Origin of the sequence: Sabulibacter ruber (genome assembly GCF_017355955.1) — a bacterium.
Lineage (GTDB): Bacteria > Bacteroidota > Bacteroidia > Cytophagales > Hymenobacteraceae > Nibribacter > Nibribacter ruber_A.
This window is the reverse complement of the sequence record NZ_JAFFID010000005.1, coordinates 17,456-34,957: the sequence shown is the minus strand read 5'-3', so window position 1 is coordinate 34,957 and position 17,502 is coordinate 17,456. Positions and strand designations below refer to the sequence as shown.

15 protein-coding genes are annotated in these 17,502 nt (G+C 51.8%); 10 read left to right on the top strand and 5 right to left on the bottom strand.

Translation table 11 applies throughout. From position 1 onward, the window contains the following. Window positions 1–188 precede the first annotated feature (188 nt). Window positions 189–1,835, bottom strand: a complete 1,647-nt coding sequence (locus tag JT719_RS20185) for an ABC-F family ATP-binding cassette domain-containing protein (protein ID WP_207435563.1) — start codon at window positions 1,833–1,835, stop codon at window positions 189–191. 422 nt (window positions 1,836–2,257) lie between these two features. On the opposite strand from JT719_RS20185, the gene JT719_RS20180 reads away from it, so the two are divergent. The 3 genes from JT719_RS20180 to JT719_RS20170 all read left to right on the top strand — a co-directional run bounded on the left by JT719_RS20180 (window position 2,258) and on the right by JT719_RS20170 (window position 5,546). Beyond that, window positions 2,258–3,925 carry a S8 family peptidase gene (locus JT719_RS20180; protein WP_207435562.1) on the top strand — a complete coding sequence of 556 codons (1,668 nt, stop codon included), beginning with the start codon at window positions 2,258–2,260 and terminating at the stop codon, window positions 3,923–3,925. Window positions 3,926–4,365: 440 nt separating this feature from the next. Continuing rightward, window positions 4,366–4,662, top strand: a complete 297-nt coding sequence (locus JT719_RS20175; RefSeq protein ID WP_207435561.1) for a hypothetical protein — start codon at window positions 4,366–4,368, stop codon at window positions 4,660–4,662. Window positions 4,663–4,820: 158 nt separating this feature from the next. Continuing rightward, window positions 4,821–5,546 (top strand): porin family protein, encoded by a 726-nt coding sequence (locus JT719_RS20170; RefSeq protein ID WP_207435560.1) that lies wholly within the window; start codon window positions 4,821–4,823, stop codon window positions 5,544–5,546. A gap of 86 nt (window positions 5,547–5,632) precedes the next feature. Here JT719_RS20170 and surE read toward each other — a convergent pair whose 3' ends face one another. After that, window positions 5,633–6,466, bottom strand: coding sequence for a 5'/3'-nucleotidase SurE (surE, locus tag JT719_RS20165; protein WP_207435559.1), 834 nt, complete (start codon window positions 6,464–6,466; stop codon window positions 5,633–5,635). Between the two features lie 131 nt (window positions 6,467–6,597). Between surE and JT719_RS20160 the strand changes: the two genes are divergently transcribed. Then, on the top strand, window positions 6,598–7,314 hold the full coding sequence (locus tag JT719_RS20160) for a hypothetical protein (RefSeq protein WP_207435558.1): 717 nt from the start codon (window positions 6,598–6,600) through the stop codon (window positions 7,312–7,314). A gap of 132 nt (window positions 7,315–7,446) precedes the next feature. Here the strand turns inward: JT719_RS20160 and JT719_RS20155 are convergent, their stop codons facing one another. Then, on the bottom strand, window positions 7,447–8,268 hold the full coding sequence (locus tag JT719_RS20155; RefSeq protein WP_207435557.1) for a pentapeptide repeat-containing protein: 822 nt from the start codon (window positions 8,266–8,268) through the stop codon (window positions 7,447–7,449). 213 nt (window positions 8,269–8,481) lie between these two features. Between JT719_RS20155 and JT719_RS20150 the strand changes: the two genes are divergently transcribed. The 6 genes from JT719_RS20150 to JT719_RS20125 all read left to right on the top strand — a co-directional run bounded on the left by JT719_RS20150 (window position 8,482) and on the right by JT719_RS20125 (window position 15,176). After that, window positions 8,482–8,922 (top strand): DoxX family protein, encoded by a 441-nt coding sequence (locus JT719_RS20150; RefSeq protein WP_207435556.1) that lies wholly within the window; start codon window positions 8,482–8,484, stop codon window positions 8,920–8,922. A gap of 478 nt (window positions 8,923–9,400) precedes the next feature. Beyond that, window positions 9,401–11,155 carry a M14 family metallopeptidase gene (locus JT719_RS20145; protein WP_207435555.1) on the top strand — a complete coding sequence of 585 codons (1,755 nt, stop codon included), beginning with the start codon at window positions 9,401–9,403 and terminating at the stop codon, window positions 11,153–11,155. Between the two features lie 463 nt (window positions 11,156–11,618). After that, window positions 11,619–11,984, top strand: a complete 366-nt coding sequence (locus JT719_RS20140; RefSeq protein ID WP_207435554.1) for a BlaI/MecI/CopY family transcriptional regulator — start codon at window positions 11,619–11,621, stop codon at window positions 11,982–11,984. Between the two features lies 1 nt (window position 11,985). Further along, entirely contained in the window at window positions 11,986–13,338 is a 1,353-nt protein-coding gene (locus JT719_RS20135) for a M56 family metallopeptidase (RefSeq protein WP_207435553.1), read from the top strand. A 165-nt stretch (window positions 13,339–13,503) separates the two neighbouring features. After that, window positions 13,504–14,406: an ABC transporter ATP-binding protein gene (locus tag JT719_RS20130; protein ID WP_207435552.1), complete on the top strand. Its 903-nt coding sequence runs from the start codon at window positions 13,504–13,506 to the stop codon at window positions 14,404–14,406. After that, window positions 14,403–15,176, top strand: coding sequence for an ABC transporter permease (locus JT719_RS20125; RefSeq protein ID WP_207435551.1), 774 nt, complete (start codon window positions 14,403–14,405; stop codon window positions 15,174–15,176). Before JT719_RS20130 ends, JT719_RS20125 begins: the two co-directional genes overlap by 4 nt. A gap of 123 nt (window positions 15,177–15,299) precedes the next feature. On the opposite strand, the gene JT719_RS20120 is transcribed toward JT719_RS20125, so the two are convergent. Together JT719_RS20120 and JT719_RS20115 are read right to left on the bottom strand one after the other, a co-directional pair. Next, complete coding sequence (locus JT719_RS20120; RefSeq protein ID WP_207435550.1) at window positions 15,300–15,953, bottom strand: hypothetical protein; 654 nt, start codon at window positions 15,951–15,953, stop codon at window positions 15,300–15,302. A 316-nt stretch (window positions 15,954–16,269) separates the two neighbouring features. Beyond that, window positions 16,270–17,472: a bifunctional 3,4-dihydroxy-2-butanone-4-phosphate synthase/GTP cyclohydrolase II gene (locus JT719_RS20115; protein WP_207435549.1), complete on the bottom strand. Its 1,203-nt coding sequence runs from the start codon at window positions 17,470–17,472 to the stop codon at window positions 16,270–16,272. Window positions 17,473–17,502: the final 30 nt, after the last annotated feature.

Here is a 17,502-nt window from a genome sequence, read left to right as displayed (position 1 = left end):
CTTACATTGCAACAGATAAGGCTTTTTAGCAAGGAAGAAAGGGCTTTGTTGAGTGAATCTTCCTCGTTTCATGGAACCACGGCGTTACAGTGTAACGCCGCTACGTTTTACCTTAAATGTCCGAAACAAAAAACTCCCCACCCACCAAATGGCAGATGGGGAGTTCCCATTTCTATATCAAGCAGTGATTAGTTGGTCACCACCTTGCGCTCAATTTCACGCAGGTTCTCCATTTTCTTGTTGCGCAGGAAGCCGTTGATGTCCTCGAAGTGTTCTCTGATGCGCTTGTTCCCGAACTCAAATACTTTCTCGGCCAGACCGTCCAGGAAGTCACGGTCGTGGGACACCAGGATCAAGGTTCCGTCAAAAGCTTTCAACGCGTCTTTCAGGATATCCTTGGTTTTAATATCCAGGTGGTTCGTAGGCTCATCGAGGATCAAGAGGTTCACCGGCTGCAACAACAACTTGATCATGGCCAGACGGGTTTTCTCTCCGCCCGAAAGCATTTTCACTTTCTTCTCCACGGCATCGCCGCTGAACATGAAGGCACCCAGAATGTCTTTGATCTTGGTACGCACCTCACCTACGGCAATCTGGTCGATGGTCTGGAAAATGGTCAGATCCTCGTCCAGCAAAGAAGCCTGGTTCTGCGCGAAGTAGCCTACCATGCAGTTGTGGCCCAGTTGCAGTTTACCTTCGTAGTCAATCTCGCCCATGATGGCTTTGATGAGGGTAGATTTACCCTCGCCGTTCTTGCCCACAAAGGCCACTTTCTCGCCGCGCTCAATGGTCAGAGACGCATCTTTAAACACAGTGTGGTCGCCGTATTTTTTGGTAAGTTCTTCTACAATCACCGGGTAATTGCCGGAACGGGGCGCCGGCGGAAATTTTAGGCTAAGGGCCGAGGTATCTACTTCATCTACCTCAATCAGCTCCATTTTCTCCAGCATCTTCACGCGCGACTGCACCTGCAGCGTTTTAGAGTAAGTTCCTTTAAAACGCTCAATAAACGCGGTAATGTCGGCGATTTCTTTCTGCTGGTCATCGTACTGGCGCTGCTGCTGCTCCCGGCGCTCTTTGCGCAGTTGCAGGTATTGGGTGTACGGCACCTTGTAGTCGTAGATACGGCCCATGGTCACCTCAATGGTACGGTTGGTGATGTTGTCCACGAAGGTTTTGTCGTGGGAAATCACGATCACGGCCTTGGCGTTGTTGATGAGGAAATCCTCCAGCCACTGCACCGATTCAATGTCCAGGTGGTTGGTAGGCTCATCCAGCAGGATTAAGTCTGGTTTCTGCAACAGGATTTTGGCCAGCTCAATGCGCATGCGCCATCCGCCGGAGAACTCGCTGGTGTTGCGGGTGAAATCAGAACGCAGGAAGCCCAGACCTAACAAAGTTTTCTCTACCTCGGCATCAAAGTTGATTTCCTCAATGGAGTAGTATTTCTCGCTCAGCTCAGACACGTCCTCAATGAGCTTCATGTACTCGTCAGACTCGTAGTCGGTGCGGGTTTCCAGCTGGGTGTTGAGCTCGTCCATGCGGGTTTTCATCTCCAGGATGTTCCCGAAGGCTTTGGACGCCTCCTCAAATACGGTGCTCTCGTCTTTGGTGAGCAGGTGCTGCGGCAGGTAGGCGATCACCGCGTCTTTGGGTGCCGATACCTTGCCTTTGGTAGGTTTGTTTACCCCCGCAATGATCTTGAGCAGGGTAGATTTACCGGCCCCGTTCTTGCCCATGAGGGCGATCCGGTCGGTTTCATTGATGTTAAAGGTTACGTTACTGAACAGAGCCGCGCCGTTGAACTCAACGGAGACCGAATCAACTGAAATCATGGTATGTAGTAGATTGAGAACACAAAGATAGAAGATTATTCTCCTGTTTCGGGCTGCCTTTTTCAGCGCGCCAGGAGAAGCTCTTTTCGCAAGAGCCTGTCAGAAGTAAGTCTGATTGCGAACCTTTCCGTCTAACTGCTTTCCTGCTCTCCCCTGAACACAGAAACACCTTCAGAAAATTCATACCCCACAGAAAATTCACAGGACAAGGGCATCCTCTGCCTAAACAGGAACCCATTCCCGTTTGGGGGCTGTTTTCAAGAAAACAAGTGGAAAACAGAACAGTCTTTTGAAACAGGAGCGAAAACCGCGCTGGGTTTCTGAAAAGTTTGTACCTTTTCAGGAAAAGAAAGACATTTCCCCCATCAGCAAATCTGCCAGCATGCAAAAAATGGGCGTGGTATTTGCTAAAATAACGTGATATGAAAACACCTCAGAAGAATTTTATAAGAGCAACTTTAGGAATATTACTGACCGGCGCATCGGTGTTTCCTGCTTTGGCGCAGGATGATCCGGTTCCGTCAGTAACAGCATTTGAACAGAGCCTGGTGAACTGGCAGAACCAGGACCCCCTGAAAGACAAAATTCAGGGTACGGCAGTGAATAAAGCCTACAAAGAACTGCTGGCTAACAAGAAACCCAAGAAAACCGTGGTGGTAGCCGTGATTGACTCCGGCATTGACATTTACCACGAGGACCTGAAGGGTAAGATCTGGACCAATGAGGACGAGATAGCCGGCAATGGCCAGGACGATGACAACAACGGGTACGTAGACGATGTGCACGGCTGGGGTTTCCTGGGCAACGCCAAAGGCGAAAACATCCGCTACGAGACGTATGAATACGTGCGTATGCTCAGAAAACTGGCCCCAACCTACCAGAGCTTTAACTCTATTGAGCAGGTTCCGTTGGCCCAGCAGCCCGAGTACAAAACGTACCTGGCCATTAAACAGAAGTACGACGGGGAGGTAGCCAAATACCAGAAAACCCGCGAGACGCTGACCACTTTTGAAAAGACTATGCTCGCCTGCCAGAGCATTCTGGCCGATCACCTGAAAACCAAATCCTACACGCTGGAAGATGTGAAACGCATTTCCACGCCGGATCAGAACGTGATGCGCGCCCGCGAGTGGACCCTCAGCACCGCCAGCCGTGGACTAAGCCCCGAGAGCTTCTACAAATTCAAGGAGCACGTAGACACCTACCTGGACAAGCACCTGAACCTGGCGTTCAACCCCAGAACCATTGTCTCAGACAACCCAGAGGTGATCACTGACAATAAATACGGCAACAACGACGTGATTGGCCCCCGGCCGAACCACGGCACCCCTGTGGCGGGTCTTATTGCGGGTCTGCGCGGAAACAGCCTGGGCATTGACGGTATTGCCGAGGACATCAAGATCATGGCCATCAGAGCCGTACCAGAAGGCGACGAGCGGGACAAAGACATTGCCCTGGCTATTCGGTACGCGGTAGACAACGGTGCCAACATCATCAACATGAGTTTCGGGAAAGGGTATTCGCCGCAGAAGAAGTTTGTAGACGAGGCCGTGAAATACGCTGAGTCTAAAAACGTGTTGCTGGTACACGCCGCCGGAAACGAAGCCACCAACAACGACCAGGTAACCCACTATCCTAGCCGGGTACTGGAAGACGGAACCCAGATCAAAACCTGGATTGAAGTGGGTGCTACCTCCAGAAACCTGGGCAAAGACTTGGTGGGCGTGTTCTCCAACTATGGCAAGCAGACGGTAGACCTGTTCGCCCCTGGCGTGGACATTGTTTCCCTGGCCCCGGAAAACAAGTACAACAAGATGGACGGTACCAGCTTCTCCAGCCCGGTAGTGAGCGGTGTGGCTGCCTTGGTGTGGTCTTATTACCCAGAGTTAACAGCGGCAGAATTGAAAGACGTGATCTTGAAATCGGCTACGGTGTACCCCAAGGAAACCGCCTACTCTCCTAGCGACGATCCGGCGGCCCGGAAGAAAATCAAATTCACTGATTTATCGGCTACCGGCGGTATTGTGAACGCCTACAACGCACTGGTTCTGGCCGAGAAAACCGTAAACCAGAAGAAAACAAAAAGCTAAGCTTGCCTGAGCTAAGATCCATGTAAAAATCCCGCTGATCCAGTATCAGCGGGATTCTTCGTTTTGGGGTTACTTCTTCGCATTTAGCCTTAAAACATAAATTCCTGCTTCAATTTTATCAACATTGCCTTCTTCTACCATTAGAAGTTGTTTGCTCAATCTTCTCTGAAGGGTTTATTTCTACAAGGCTCTGGTGCGCACTTGAAAGATTACGGTTTATCGTGTCTTTTTCCCAAGAAAGAGGCAAAACAAGATTGTCACTTTACTGCTATTCAGGCTTTCTACGCATCAGTAGTACACGCCTGAAACCCAATCTTTTGAAGTAGAAATTGCCAGAGAAGGTAATAAGAATAAACAAGAATTGCACTACTTTATTTTGACTAAAGAAAGTCTATATTTGTCTACTTCACGCTAAACCTATACTATTATATAACTTTTACATGAAAAACTTGATCAAAAAGGCAATTAAACCCTTTTTGCCTTCTTATGAGGTAACCTGTACTACGTACCAGATTATCCCAGGCTTGCCTGTCACTAAAAAGTTGTCTACTCACTCCTTTGAGAAAGGTGCCTCTAAAGAAGCAAAAGAGTTCTACGGCAAAGTAGTTTCTTCTGATTTTACAAAAAAACTGGCTCCGGTGGAGGTTCAGCTGAAGGTTGCCGGCATCACCATCAAGAAAGCCCACTACGGCCCCATTGAGAATCTGGACAAAGCTAAAATCCAAGCCCTGAACTAATTACCTCACTATACAAAAAGCCTCTCTGCTACCACAGAGAGGCTTTTTTATTTATGGAAGAAGGGTCAATTCATTTAGTGAACCCCTAACCTCTATATTCTTCGGGTTAGTTTCATCAACTTTGCCACTCATTCTATACAATCTTTACTTCCCTTTTCATGAACAAAAAAATTACCGCCTTCCTTTTCTATCTCTTTTTAACCATTGGCGCCGCGCAGGCGCAGGCAACCTTGATTCCTAAAGCCGGAGTTAGCTTCACCAAGTATAAATCGGAGAATACCTTTGGAAATAAAATCAGGGAATTTACCGAGTTCGGTTTGGTGGGAGGAGTAGCCCTTAACCTACCGCTTTCCCGCCTACCATGGCTGTCTGTACAACCCGAGATTCTGTGCCTGCAAAAAAAGTACACTTCACAGGCTTACACTACTTTCACCTACCCTTTTGAAGCAGAAGTATGGTTTAACAAAACCAGTAGAACCATGCACTATGTAGAGCTACCTCTTCTCTTTAAGGCGACTAAGAATTTTGGTCAATGGCAAGGAAATGTTCATGTGGGGCCTGCCCTTGGCTATGCTCTGGCCGGAAAGCAAACTTCAGGAGACGTTGAGAGTAAGCATGATTTCAATAATAACAATAGATTGGAAGTAAGCGCGCAAGCAGGTGTGGGCGTGGGAAGACGAGTAGGAATTGGCACCCTACAGGTAGATGCTCGGTACAGTTTAGGCTTGACACCCTTGTATAAAGAACAAACCCTAACCCTCAACATGGCTCCTCCTAGCGAGACACCAGTACTAGTTGAGATTCCTTTGAAAGCTGATCAAAAGAGCAATGTGCTACGGTTCACGATAGGCTATGCTATCCCAATAAATGCTTCTATATTCTAATTCACTTTTCTAACTGATTTCACCAAAAGAGCCCGGAAACGCAAATCGTTTCCGGGGTCTTTTGGTGAAATCAGGCTCAAAACAAGTTATCCCTCAGACCGGCCGCTTTCCACGGTTTTGGAGCTGGGGGCGGGCTGCACCTCGGGGTTCAGGTTCCACTCGTTGTTCAGCAGGCTGATGGTGTGGTGGGCGGTCATATCAAACTGGCAAGGCACCACCGAGACGTAGTTCTGGGCCAGGGCGGCTTCATCGGTGTCTTCGCCTTTGTCATAGTTCACGAAATTGCCAGTGAGCCAGAAATAGCTTCTTCCGCGCGGATCCAGGCGTTCATCAAACTCTTCCTCCCACTTGGCGCGGGCTTGGCGGCAAACTTTTACGCCCGCAATGGGTTGGTCAGATTTCTTGGGGAAGTTCACGTTCAGGGCCACTCCGGCCGGAATGCCGTGCTCCAGGGCCTGGCGGGTGATCAGTTCCACGTAATCCTCGGTATGGGAGAAGTCAATCTCGTGGCCGTAATCGCAGAGAGAGAACCCGATGGCGGGCAAACCTTCAATGGCCGCCTCAATGGCTGCCGACATGGTGCCCGAGTACAGCACGCTGATGCTGGAGTTGGAGCCGTGGTTAATGCCGCTCACTACCAGATCAGGCTTGCGGTTTTTGAGCACGTGGTGCTTGGCCAGCTTCACGCAATCGGCGGGGGTGCCGGAGCATTCATAGGATTCAACGTCATCGAAAGCCAGCGATCTGTCCAGGCGGAGGGTATTGCCGATGGTGATGGCGTGCCCCATACCAGACTGAGGCCCATCTGGTGCCACTACCACCACCTCTCCTATTTTCTGCATCACCTTCACCAGGGTATGGATACCGGGGGCGGTGATACCATCGTCATTTGACACTAAAATCAAGGGCTTCTTCTTCATAGTTACGCTAAGTTTGAGGCCAAATTAGTTTGTATACGCGCCATCGCCAAATTGAAACAGACAACTTAGGCAAAGGGCTTGCGTTATGCCCCAAGAAACAGTACCTATGCCCTGCTAACACATTTATGGAGATGAAAAAGACTACCCTTTTGTTGGGCGCGCTGCTGGCCATGGCCGCCTGCAAACAAGATGCCTCCAACGCAAACGACGCCAACCAGGCCCAGATGGAAGAAGCCGCCGGCGATGTATCTACGGATGCCACCGAGGCCGGCCCCGCCAGCCCAGACGGCTCTGCTCCTGCCGCCTCTGAACCTATGTCAGAAGAGCCGCTGCCGGGCGCTCCGTCCACGGCTTCTACGCCACCCTCTTCCAACAACCCGCTGTTCAACCTCACGCTACAGAGCGGACAGGCCGGAATGGTGAGAATTGGCATGCCCATAGAGGAAATGAAGAAGGCCTACGGCGAAACCAAACTCCGCACCATTGACCATACGCTGGAAGGCACCACTACCACCGCTTACGAAGTGCTGGGCGAACGCCGCCGGCCCGATCTGCGCGTGGAGCAGGAATGCACCGGCAATGCCTGCAAAGTATCGCGTATTACGGTACTGAACTCGGCGTTCAAGAGCCAGACTGGCGTGGGCATTGGCAGCACCTTCGGGGATGTGAAAAAGAGCTTCAACATTACCCGCGTGAGCCCCGGCGAAAGCAATTTCGTGGCCATTTCTGAGACCGAGAAAATGAGCTTTGTGCTGGACATGCGCGGAATCCCTGCCCAGCGTTGGGCCAAGTTGAAAGTAGATGACATCCCTAACTCCACGCTGGTATCCGGGGTGATGCTGTACTAAACAAGGTTTAACCAGAACGCCGTACAAGTTTTAAACAAAACAGGCGCGCCCATGAACACGGCGCGCCTGTTTTGTTTGAAGTGATGCTTCTATTTTAAGGCTATTTTGAACAAAACAGCCTTGAAACCGCTATTACTCGGTCATCTTTTTCAAAGCGGCGGAAGAGAACGAGCTTTTGTTCAGTGATGTGTATTTCAGGTCCTGGCCACCGTTGAACGAGGCGCCTTTCCATTGCACAGGATCACTGAGCGTAGCATACTTAAGGTTGGCCAGTCCATTGAAAGTTGCCTTCTGAAAATCGGCCCCGCCGCTGAACGAGGCGTACTTGAAATTAGCCTCCTCCTGGAACGTGGCGCCGTTGAAACTCACTTTCTCGGGGAACTTCACATATTTGAAGTTGGCTTGCTGGTTGAACTTCGCTTTACTGAAATCGGGTCCCTGGGCAAATTTGCTGTACTTGAAGAAAGCCTCCTTCCGGAAAGTGGTGCCGGCAAAAGACGCTTCTTGCTTAAACTCTGTGTATTTAAAGGCACTGCGCTGCTCAAACACGCAATTCTCAAAACGCACGTCTTTGTCAAAGTTGGTATTGTACACATCGCCCTCGGTGACCTTTTCTCCCAGGTCGGGTTGGCCGTCGGCGTTTTTGTCATTTGAGTTGTAATACGCCAGCACATTTCCCTGGAACGTGCAGTTCACGAAAGATATTGGCGCGGTAACGGTGCTCACGTACTCTTTGTGGCCCCGCTTTTCCTTTGCATCGTGGTGCTGTTTCAGGGTTTTGTTTTGCAGTTGGGTCAGATCCAGATCGCCGGTGATGGTGGCGTTCTCATACTTTACCGCTTCCCCACGGTTTATTCTGGCTATTACATCGGCCGCAGGCACGGTATTCTGGGCCCAAACCAAAGCAGGCAATACCAGCCACAGAAGCAACAAAAGGGAAAATGTTTTTTTCATAAGTTGATGGGTTAAGTGGTCGTTCAGAAATAAGGCAGAAACCAGCACAAAGACTACCTTACGGGCAGACCGCTGCTGTCCAGAGAAAGCCTATCCTCTATGATCTGAGTAAAAGACAGCGTACCAAAGCATTGGTTGCTTGAGCCAGAACAACTGTGCCCGTTTTTTTCGTATTTTCTGAAAAGGACCCTGAAAACCACCTCAACCCTGCCCATGGCTTACCTGAACAACACCTACCGCTATCAGCACGAAGGACTTTTGTTACTCCGCATCGGCATCGGGATTTCGTTCTTTCTGCACGGATGGCCAAAGATTACCGGCGGTCCCGAGATGTGGGCTCTGGTGGGAGGTGCCATGGAGACCTTCGGGATTACCTTTGGAGCCATGTTCTTCGGCTTCCTGGCCTCCTTCGCCGAAACATTCGGCGGTCTGTGCCTGCTGCTAGGCTTGTTCTTCCGCCCCATGACCTTGCTCTTGCTAAGCACCATGACCGTAGCCACCCTCAAACACATCTCAGACGGCGACGATTTCAACACCTTCTCCCACGCCCTGGAAGCCGCCATTTTGTTCCTGAGTTTATTTTTCATCGGCCCCGGCCGCTACAGCCTGGACCAGGCCTTCTTCGGTACCCGAGATTTTGCCCCTAGAATCTGAAAACCAGCCCCAAAACAGCAGAGATAATTGGCAAGTAACCGCCGCACGGCTTTTCAAACTGCCATCATGGTAGGTCCAAGTCACAGACTTGAACCATGGAAAGGCAATGCGTGCAGGAGACAAGGCAGTGCCTTGTCTCTACGGTTCCACCATCACCGCCACAGCTTCTGCTTCTGCCGCTTTCTCTATTTCCAGTCTTTCGGGCGAGCGCCTTAGCAGGTTCCGGTGCCGCAGGCATTGCGACTGAAAGGAGCAAAGGAAGCTGGTACAGCGCGAGCGCGGAAGACGGGGCCCCGCGGCCGTGAGCGCACGGAGGGTAGCTATGAAACAATCAAGTTCATGAGTAACTGGATCAGCGGTCAAATCGCCAGCAACAGCAAACTGCATGCACAAGCATTCTGCATCCGCATCAACCTTTCCTTTTCATTTCCCCACAGAATAACTAACATTACCCCTTCATTCAACACCAAACCGCATCATGTTTCTTCCCTTGCTTACCCTGATTGGAGGGCTGCTTTCCGCCGGACCCGCGGCCCCCGATTGGCGAACCCCTTACGAGAAAAGCAACCGCAACCAGACCGCCACTTACTACGAGTGCATTGACTACTACCAGCGCCTGGACGAGGCCTATCATGAGATCAAGATGACGCCCGTGGGCATGACCGATGTAGGCAAACCGCTGCACACCGTGGTGGTGTCTACCGATGGCGATTTTGATCCGGAGTCCATTCACCGGAAGGGCAAGACGGTGCTGCTGGTGCAGAACGGCATCCATCCGGGCGAGCCCGAGGGCATTGACGCCACCATGATGCTCACCCGCGACCTGGTGCAAAACAAGAAACTGCGGAAACAGCTGGACAACGTGGTACTAGTGATCATTCCTATTTACAACGTGGGTGGCGCCCTGAACCGCAACAGCCACACCCGCACAAACCAGAACGGACCCGAGAGCTACGGTTTCCGGGGCAACGCCCGCAACCTGGACCTGAACCGCGATTTCATCAAGGAAGACTCCAAAAACGCCAAGACCTTCGCCACCATCTTCCGGACCTGGGACCCCGAGGTGTTCGTGGACAACCACACCAGCAACGGCGCCGATTACCAGTACACCATGACGCTCATCCCCACGCAGCACAACAAATTGGGCGGCGCTTTGGGCACGCTTTTGAAACAGCAGATGATTCCGGCGCTCTACAAAGGCATGGAGAAGCGCAAGTGGCCGCTGGTGCCCTACGTGAACTCCCGCGGTGAGACGCCCGAAACCGGTATCTTCGGCTTCGCCGATTTGCCCCGCTACGCCAGCGGCTACACCACGCTCTTCCAGACCCTAGGCTTTATCCCCGAGACGCACATGCTGAAGTCCTTTGACAAGCGGGTGGCTTCCACCTATGACCTCATGCTGGAGTTTCTGGGCTACGTGGCCCAAAACGGCAAGACCATCCAGGCTGCCCGTCAGCAGGACCGCGCCGCTTTGCTTACCCAGCAGGAGTTTGTCTTGAACTGGGAACCCGATACCACGCAAGTAGAGACCATCAACTTTAAAGGCTTCGAGGCCAACTACAAAGCCAGCGAGGTCTCCGGCCTGGAGCGCCTGTACTATGACCGCAAAGCGCCGTTCACCCGCCCCGTGAAGTTCTTTGATACCTTCCGGCCCACGCTCACCGTGTCCAAGCCCGTGGCCTATATCATTCCGCAGGCCTGGACCGAGGTCATTGACCGGCTGCAGCAGAACCAGGTGGAACTGAAACGCCTGAGCAAAGACACCGTCCTCACCCCCGAGACCTACTACATCACCGATTACAAGACCGGGCAGCGTCCTTACGAGGGCCACTACCTTCACACTGATGTGCAGGTGCGCAAAACCCAGCAGCCCATCCAGTACTTCGCAGGTGATTATGTGGTGTACCTGAACCAGGTGAGCAACCGTTTCCTGGTAGAGACCCTGGAACCCCAAGCCCCGGACTCCTACTTTGCCTGGAACTTTTTTGACTCCATGCTGGGCCAGAAAGAACATTTCTCGGCCTACGTGTTTGAGGACTTGGCGGCGGAGTACCTCAAGAAAGACCCTAAACTGAAAGCCGCCCTGGAAGAAGCCAAAGCCAAAGATCCATCGTTGGCCAAAAGCGCCCAGGCCCAGCTCAACTTCGTGTACCGCAACACGCCGCACTACGAGAACACCCACCTGCGCTACCCAGTAGCCCGCTGGACAGGCGGGGCGTTGCCAATACTATAGCGTCTTGTTTTAAGCCGATTTTTTTTAAAGAGCCCTAAAACCCTAAATGGTTTTAGGGCTCTTTCTTTTGCCCTTACTTCTTCCCCTTCTGTCATCCTGGAAGGATCTTGTGAGCAAGCTAGAATAGCCTTGGCTTTTTTGCCATTACCGTTCCCCCTCGGTCAAAGCCCTTCCCCCCTTCTGTCATCTTGGAAAGATCTTGGTGGCGAACTAGAAAGACAAAGAACAGCCACTATTACCGTTCGCCCACAAGATCCTTTCAGGATGACAAAAAATGTTAAAGAATGGTGGTGATGACTGATCATTAATTCTAAGAGAAAACTTGCTGTTTATTTCAAAACAAGAAGCCTCTTTCCACCTCAGAAAGAGGCTTCTTCTTTTCAAATGAAAAATATTTCTCCTTGGATGATACTTAATTACGAAAATTTCGTAGAATTACGAAACAGTCGTAAAAAATGTAGCTATGGAGAAACTGACACAACAAGAAGAAGAGGCCATGCAGGTGATCTGGGAAACGGGCGGAGGGTTTATCAAGGATTTCCTGGAGAAGCTCCCTGAACCTAAACCGCCTTACACCACCCTAGCCTCCACGGTGAAAAACCTGGAGAAGAAGGGTTTTGTAGAGGCCAAGAAACTGGGCAACACCTACCGCTACGCGCCGCTCATCAAAGCCGAGGAGTACAAGAAGAAGTTCATGAAAGGCTTTGTGGGCAACTACTTCCAGAACTCCTACAAAGAGCTGGTGGCGTTCTTCGTGAAGGAAAAGCAGCTCAGCCCCGAGGAACTGAAGGAGATCATCCGGATGATTGAAAACCCTAAACCCGAATGACATGCCGGCCTTGCTCCACTACCTCCTTCAGGTAAACATTGGCCTGGCTTTGCTTTACCTGATCTACCAGGTGGCCTTACGCCAGACCACCTTCCATTGGCTGAACCGGCTGTTCCTTTTGGCGGGAATCCTGTTGGTGAGCTTGCTTCCCTTCATTGACGTTTCTGGGCTGTTTAAGGAAAAACAGCGCATTTACCAGGTGCTGTATCAGTATTCATCCGCCTGGCAGGTCCCCAATGAGTTGGCTCCGGCTGAGGCGGCGGTTGATTTCTGGCAGATCCTGGTGGCTGTTTTCTGGCTTGGTGCGGGCGTGATGGGACTGAGGTTCCTGGTTCAACTGGTGTCTTTGCACCGCATCCACCGGCGGTCAAGGCCTTCGGCTTACCAGGGCATTCGGTACCGCGATGTACAGGCCAAGCTGCCGCCTTTCTCGTTTGGGAACGCCATCTATTTCAATCCCCGGCAGCACCCACCGCAGGACTGGCTTCCTATTCTGCAGCACGAGCACACCCATGTGCGGCAGTGGCATACCCTGGACATTCTTCTGGTGGAGATTACCACCCTGATTCACTGGTTTAACCCGGTGGTGTGGCTTTTGCGCAAGGCGCTGAAGCAGAATCTTGAGTTCCTCACAGACCAGCAAACCTTACAAGCGGGCATTGACCGGAAACAGTACCAGTACTCGCTTCTACAAACGGCTGGGGCATCGCCTTTCACGTTGTCTTCTTCTTTCAGTTATCACTCCCTTAAACACCGAATCACGATGATGAATAAAGCCCCCTCGGCCAGGGTACAGCAACTACGCTTCCTGGCTGCCATTCCGGTTCTTGTCTCGCTGGTTTTCGCCTGCCAGAGCATTCCGGGGTCCAGCGCAGAACTGGAGGAACTCCAGCCTCAGCAGGCACAAGCCAAGCAGCTTTCTCCGCAGGAACAATACCAGAACTTCCTGAAGCGAAACCCCACGGTGAAGGGTTTAGGCTGGGACCGGGAGAATCTGTTTGTGTACCTCAAATCTGGCCAAACCGAAAAGTACCCCAGCACTCCGCAGGGCAATGCCGAGACTGAGAAGAAATACGGCAGCTTGCCGGTATCTCCTCCCCCGCCGCCTCCGGCCGTGGCTGCTCCTTTAGCGCCACCTCCGCCACCGCCACCGGCCAACATCAGTTTATCACAGGCCTTTAAAGACCGGAACCCCAACGTAAAAGGCCTGAGCATGGACGAAGGAAGCTTACACGTCATCTACACTTCCGGCGAGGTGGAGACCTTTGACCAGACCGCGCAGGGCATGGCTGCCTTTGAGAAGAAATTTGGCACGCTTCCGCCGCCTCCGCCTCCTACCCAAAGAAAAAAGTAACAGATGGCATGGGCTTCGTTTTCTGACCATTTTCAGGAAAACAGCCCCAAAGCAGAAAGCCCGCCCCAAAAGGTGGGCTTTCTGCTGTTAAAAGAAACCGGGCAGCCTCGCATTTCTTTTAAATCCTTCTAGCTTTGCGGAACACCATTTTCAACCTTCACCCCTTTGGCAGAAATTTTAACTATTCAGGGCCTGAGCAAACGGTACGGGGCCGTTCAGGCTTTGGACCAATTGAGCATCAACGTTCCGCAAGGCAGCATTTATGGTCTGCTGGGCCCCAACGGCAGCGGCAAAACCACCACTTTGGGCATTGTGCTGGACGTGATCAACCCCAGCGGTGGCTCGTTCCAGTGGTTTGGGCAACCCGCCTCTAAAAGCACTAAGCGGCGGATAGGCGCGCTGCTGGAAACTCCCAACTTTTATCCGTACCTCACCGGTGAAGAGAACCTGCGCATTTCCGCCGATGTGAAGGGCGTGGACCACTCCCGCATTCCGGCAACGTTGGAAACCGTAGGCCTTGGCAAACGCAGAAACGACAAGTTCAAAGGGTATTCTCTGGGGATGAAGCAACGGCTGGCCATTGGTGCGGCCCTGTTGGGTGACCCCGAGGTGCTGGTGCTGGACGAACCCACCAACGGCCTGGACCCCGAAGGAATTGCCGAGGTACGTCAGTTGATTCTGGACATCGCGGCCCAGGGCAAAACCATTCTGCTGGCCAGTCACCTGCTGGACGAAGTGGAGAAAGTCTGCACCCACATGGCGGTGCTCCGAAGCGGCAAACTGAAAGCCCAGGGCCCGGTTTCCTCTATCCTAGCCACCAATGACCTGATTTTCATTAACGGCGGCGCTCCGGTAGAGCAGCTTCTGCAAATTGCCCGTCTGCTGCCGTTTGTGACTCAGGCGCACCAGGTAAATCAGCAGGTACAGATCACGTTGCAGGAGGGCATCCAGAGTTCAGAGCTGAACCGGGCGTTCTTTGCGCAGGGCGTGGCATTGGGCCAACTGGTGGTCCGGAAACGGAGCCTGGAAAGCCAATTCTTAGAAATCATTAAAGCCGAACACGCATGACCTCCCTTCTCCGCATAGAACTTCGCAAACTGCTGCCCTACTCAACGTTCTGGGTGCTTTTGGTGCTGCAGCTCAGCTTGCTTTTCATCTTCTTCTACGCCCGCGGGCACGTGCAGGTCAACGGACAGGCCGCCGGGGCCGAGCTGTACCAGTTCCCGAGGCTCTGGCAGCACATTGCCTACGTGTCCAGTTTCCTGAACCTCATTCCGGGCATTCTCATCATCATCCTGGTGTCAGATGAATACGCGTTCCGCACTTTCCGGCAGCAAGTGATTGACGGCTTCTCAAGGGCTACCCTGGTGCAGGGCAAGTATTCAGTCATTCTGCTGCTGGCCATCGCGCTGGCGTTGTATGTGCTGCTGCTGGGAATTGGTTTTGGCCTGTATTACGGAAAAGGGGCAGAAAACACCGGCATGTTCACCGATGCCCAATACATTCTGTACTACCTGCTGCAGTTGGTAGGCTATATGTCTTTGGCCATGCTGATTGCTTTCCTGCTACGGAAAACCGGCCTGGCTATAATGGTGTTCATGGCGTATACCTTGGTGGTGGAGCGTCTGATCAACTGGCAAACCCCGGATGCGATTGACAAATATTTTCCTATGAAGGTATTGGGCAATCTCACGCCTAACCCGCACCGGGAGCTAGAGCAGTTGATGTTAGGCACTTCAGAGGTGCTTTCCCCGCTACAAGCCACTATACCGGCTGTTCTGTACATAGGTTTGTTCTGTTTTCTTTCTTACTATTTGCTTCGGGCACGGGACTTGTAGGTTGTTTCGGGCTCGTTTTTCATAAAACACCCTAAAAGCAGAGCGCCCGCTGAACCAAGATTCAGCGGGCGCTCTGTTTATGGGCGAAGGCACTTTATTCAGAGTGGATTGAGTAAAGGTTTCTCATGGCTGCATGGAGGTTGTTTTTACCTCGGGCTGGGAGATGGCTCCAAAATAACTCACAATCTTGGCCAGGTCTGGCAGGCTGGTGTATTTGAGTTTGTTTTGTTTGATGTAATCTTTCATCACCCTGTCCTTCTTCCCGAAAATCACTTCCAGGTCTTTCTTCACGTTGCGGAGTTCTTTCACTTTGCCGCTGGGCATGAGAATAAAGTAATTGTCCAGGCGCTGCTCTACGTACATGGGTCCGCCCATAGGATAACCGCCGTACGGGTAGTAGTAGTTGCTGCGGTACATAGGATCACGGCTGATGTCCCGGCGGGTCATGGTTTCGCGCTTGAGCAGGCCGTAGTTTCCAATCACAATCTGCTCAAAGAAGGCCGGGGCCAGGAAATCGCTGTAATCATTGCCCAGGTTCCAGCGCTGCGTGACAAATACCCGGCGGTACCGCCCGTCATTGTCAATGGCTTCAAACCCTCTTACCGCCACCGGCGAGTACGCCACCACAGATCCATCTGGTTTGTTGATTTTAATCATGTCCTCGGCCCGGTGGTAGGTAATCTTGCCACTAACCGAATCTCCAGAAGTTAAGTACACCCGCCCTTGAGGCCACTGGTCTACCAGGCCGGTAGACTGGGCAAAAGTGTTGACTGTCAAGAGGAACAGTACAACCAAAAGCCCACACGCTTTTCTTACCATCATCTTCATATCATTCTATTTCTCTGAGTAAAGTAATATCCCCTTCTAGGAAAAATATACCATGAATAAACAGAGAAGGTTGTCTTATTTTCTATACTTTAAACGCAAACAGAAGATATTTTCGTGCGTTGTCCTCTTAAATATAAGACTTGTTCTGATATAATGGTATTCTAATACATACTTGGACTTTAAAAATATTAAGAAAACACTACGTATGCTACACAGACCTTGCTTTAAAGCAAAAAGCGGAAGATTTCTCTTCCGCTTTTTGCTTTTATTTCTTCAAAATCAGGTGGCCCAGCTTGTCTCGTTTAGTAGTTAAGTACTTTTGATTGTGCGTGTTAGGCTCTATCTCAATGGGTACCTGCTCTACAATCTGCAAACCATAACCAATGAGGCCGGTTCTCTTACGGGGGTTGTTGGAAAGCAACCGCATTTTGGTCACGCCTAGGTCGCGCAGAATTTGGGCTCCTACGCCGTAATCACGTTCATCGGTGCCAAAGCCCAGTTGCAGGTTGGCTTCTACGGTGTCCAGGCCTTGCTCCTGCAGTTTGTAGGCTTTCAGTTTGTTCAAGAGGCCAATGCCACGGCCTTCCTGGTTCATGTACACAATTACGCCTTTGCCTTCTTTCTCCACCATTTCCATGGCTTTGTGCAGCTGTGGTCCGCAGTCGCAGCGGCAAGACCCGAAGATGTCGCCGGTAACGCAGGATGAGTGCACGCGCACCAGAATGGGCTCATCTTCTTCCCAGGTGCCTTTCACCAGGGCCAGGTGCTTGGCGTTGTTGCTGCGCTGGGTGTAGGCGTACAGGTCAAAGTTTCCCCAGTCGGTGGGCAGTTCCACGGCAATTTCGCGGTCAATGAGGCTCTCTTTCTGCAGGCGGTACTTGATAAGGTCTTTGATGGAGATGAGCTTGAGGTTGAATTTCTCGGCTACTTTCTCCAGATCGGGCATGCGGGCCATGGTGCCGTCTTCGTTCATGATCTCCACCAACACCCCGGCGGGTGACAAACCGGCCAGTTTGGCTAAGTCAACGGCGGCTTCGGTGTGGCCGGCTCTTCTGATCACGCCTTCTTTGCGGGCGCGCAGCGGGAAGATGTGGCCCGGTTTGCCCAATGAGGCCGGATCGGTTTTAGGATCGGCGAGGGCCAGGATGGTTTTGGCCCGGTCAGAGGCCGAGATACCGGTGGTACAGCCGTGGCCCAGCAAATCCACCGATACGGTGAACGGCGTGGCGTGCAACGCGGTATTGCGGCCCACCATCAGTTCCAGGCCCAGTTCATCGCAGCGTTCCTCGGTGAGCGGAGCGCAGATGAGGCCCCGGCCGTGGGTAGCCATAAAGTTGACGATTTCGGGAGTTATTTTCTCCGCAGCGCAGATAAAATCGCCTTCGTTCTCGCGGTCGTCATCGTCTACCACAATCACTACTTTACCGGCTCTGATATCTTCTATTGCGTCTTCTATTTTATCTAACATGGTGTTTTCTCCTACTATGCGGCAAGCCAA

Coding starts and splice junctions, on each gene's coding strand:
- JT719_RS20145 (WP_207435555.1), top strand. CDS start 9,401: ATGTTTCTTCCCTTGCTTACCCTGATTGGAGGGCTGCTTTCCGCCGGA.
- JT719_RS20170 (WP_207435560.1), top strand. CDS start 4,821: ATGAACAAAAAAATTACCGCCTTCCTTTTCTATCTCTTTTTAACCATT.
- JT719_RS20140 (WP_207435554.1), top strand. CDS start 11,619: ATGGAGAAACTGACACAACAAGAAGAAGAGGCCATGCAGGTGATCTGG.
- JT719_RS20180 (WP_207435562.1), top strand. CDS start 2,258: ATGAAAACACCTCAGAAGAATTTTATAAGAGCAACTTTAGGAATATTA.
- JT719_RS20115 (WP_207435549.1), bottom strand. CDS start 17,472: ATGTTAGATAAAATAGAAGACGCAATAGAAGATATCAGAGCCGGTAAA.
- JT719_RS20125 (WP_207435551.1), top strand. CDS start 14,403: ATGACCTCCCTTCTCCGCATAGAACTTCGCAAACTGCTGCCCTACTCA.
- JT719_RS20155 (WP_207435557.1), bottom strand. CDS start 8,268: ATGAAAAAAACATTTTCCCTTTTGTTGCTTCTGTGGCTGGTATTGCCT.
- JT719_RS20150 (WP_207435556.1), top strand. CDS start 8,482: ATGGCTTACCTGAACAACACCTACCGCTATCAGCACGAAGGACTTTTG.
- JT719_RS20185 (WP_207435563.1), bottom strand. CDS start 1,835: ATGATTTCAGTTGATTCGGTCTCCGTTGAGTTCAACGGCGCGGCTCTG.
- JT719_RS20160 (WP_207435558.1), top strand. CDS start 6,598: ATGAAAAAGACTACCCTTTTGTTGGGCGCGCTGCTGGCCATGGCCGCC.
- JT719_RS20175 (WP_207435561.1), top strand. CDS start 4,366: ATGAAAAACTTGATCAAAAAGGCAATTAAACCCTTTTTGCCTTCTTAT.
- JT719_RS20135 (WP_207435553.1), top strand. CDS start 11,986: ATGCCGGCCTTGCTCCACTACCTCCTTCAGGTAAACATTGGCCTGGCT.
- surE (WP_207435559.1), bottom strand. CDS start 6,466: ATGAAGAAGAAGCCCTTGATTTTAGTGTCAAATGACGATGGTATCACC.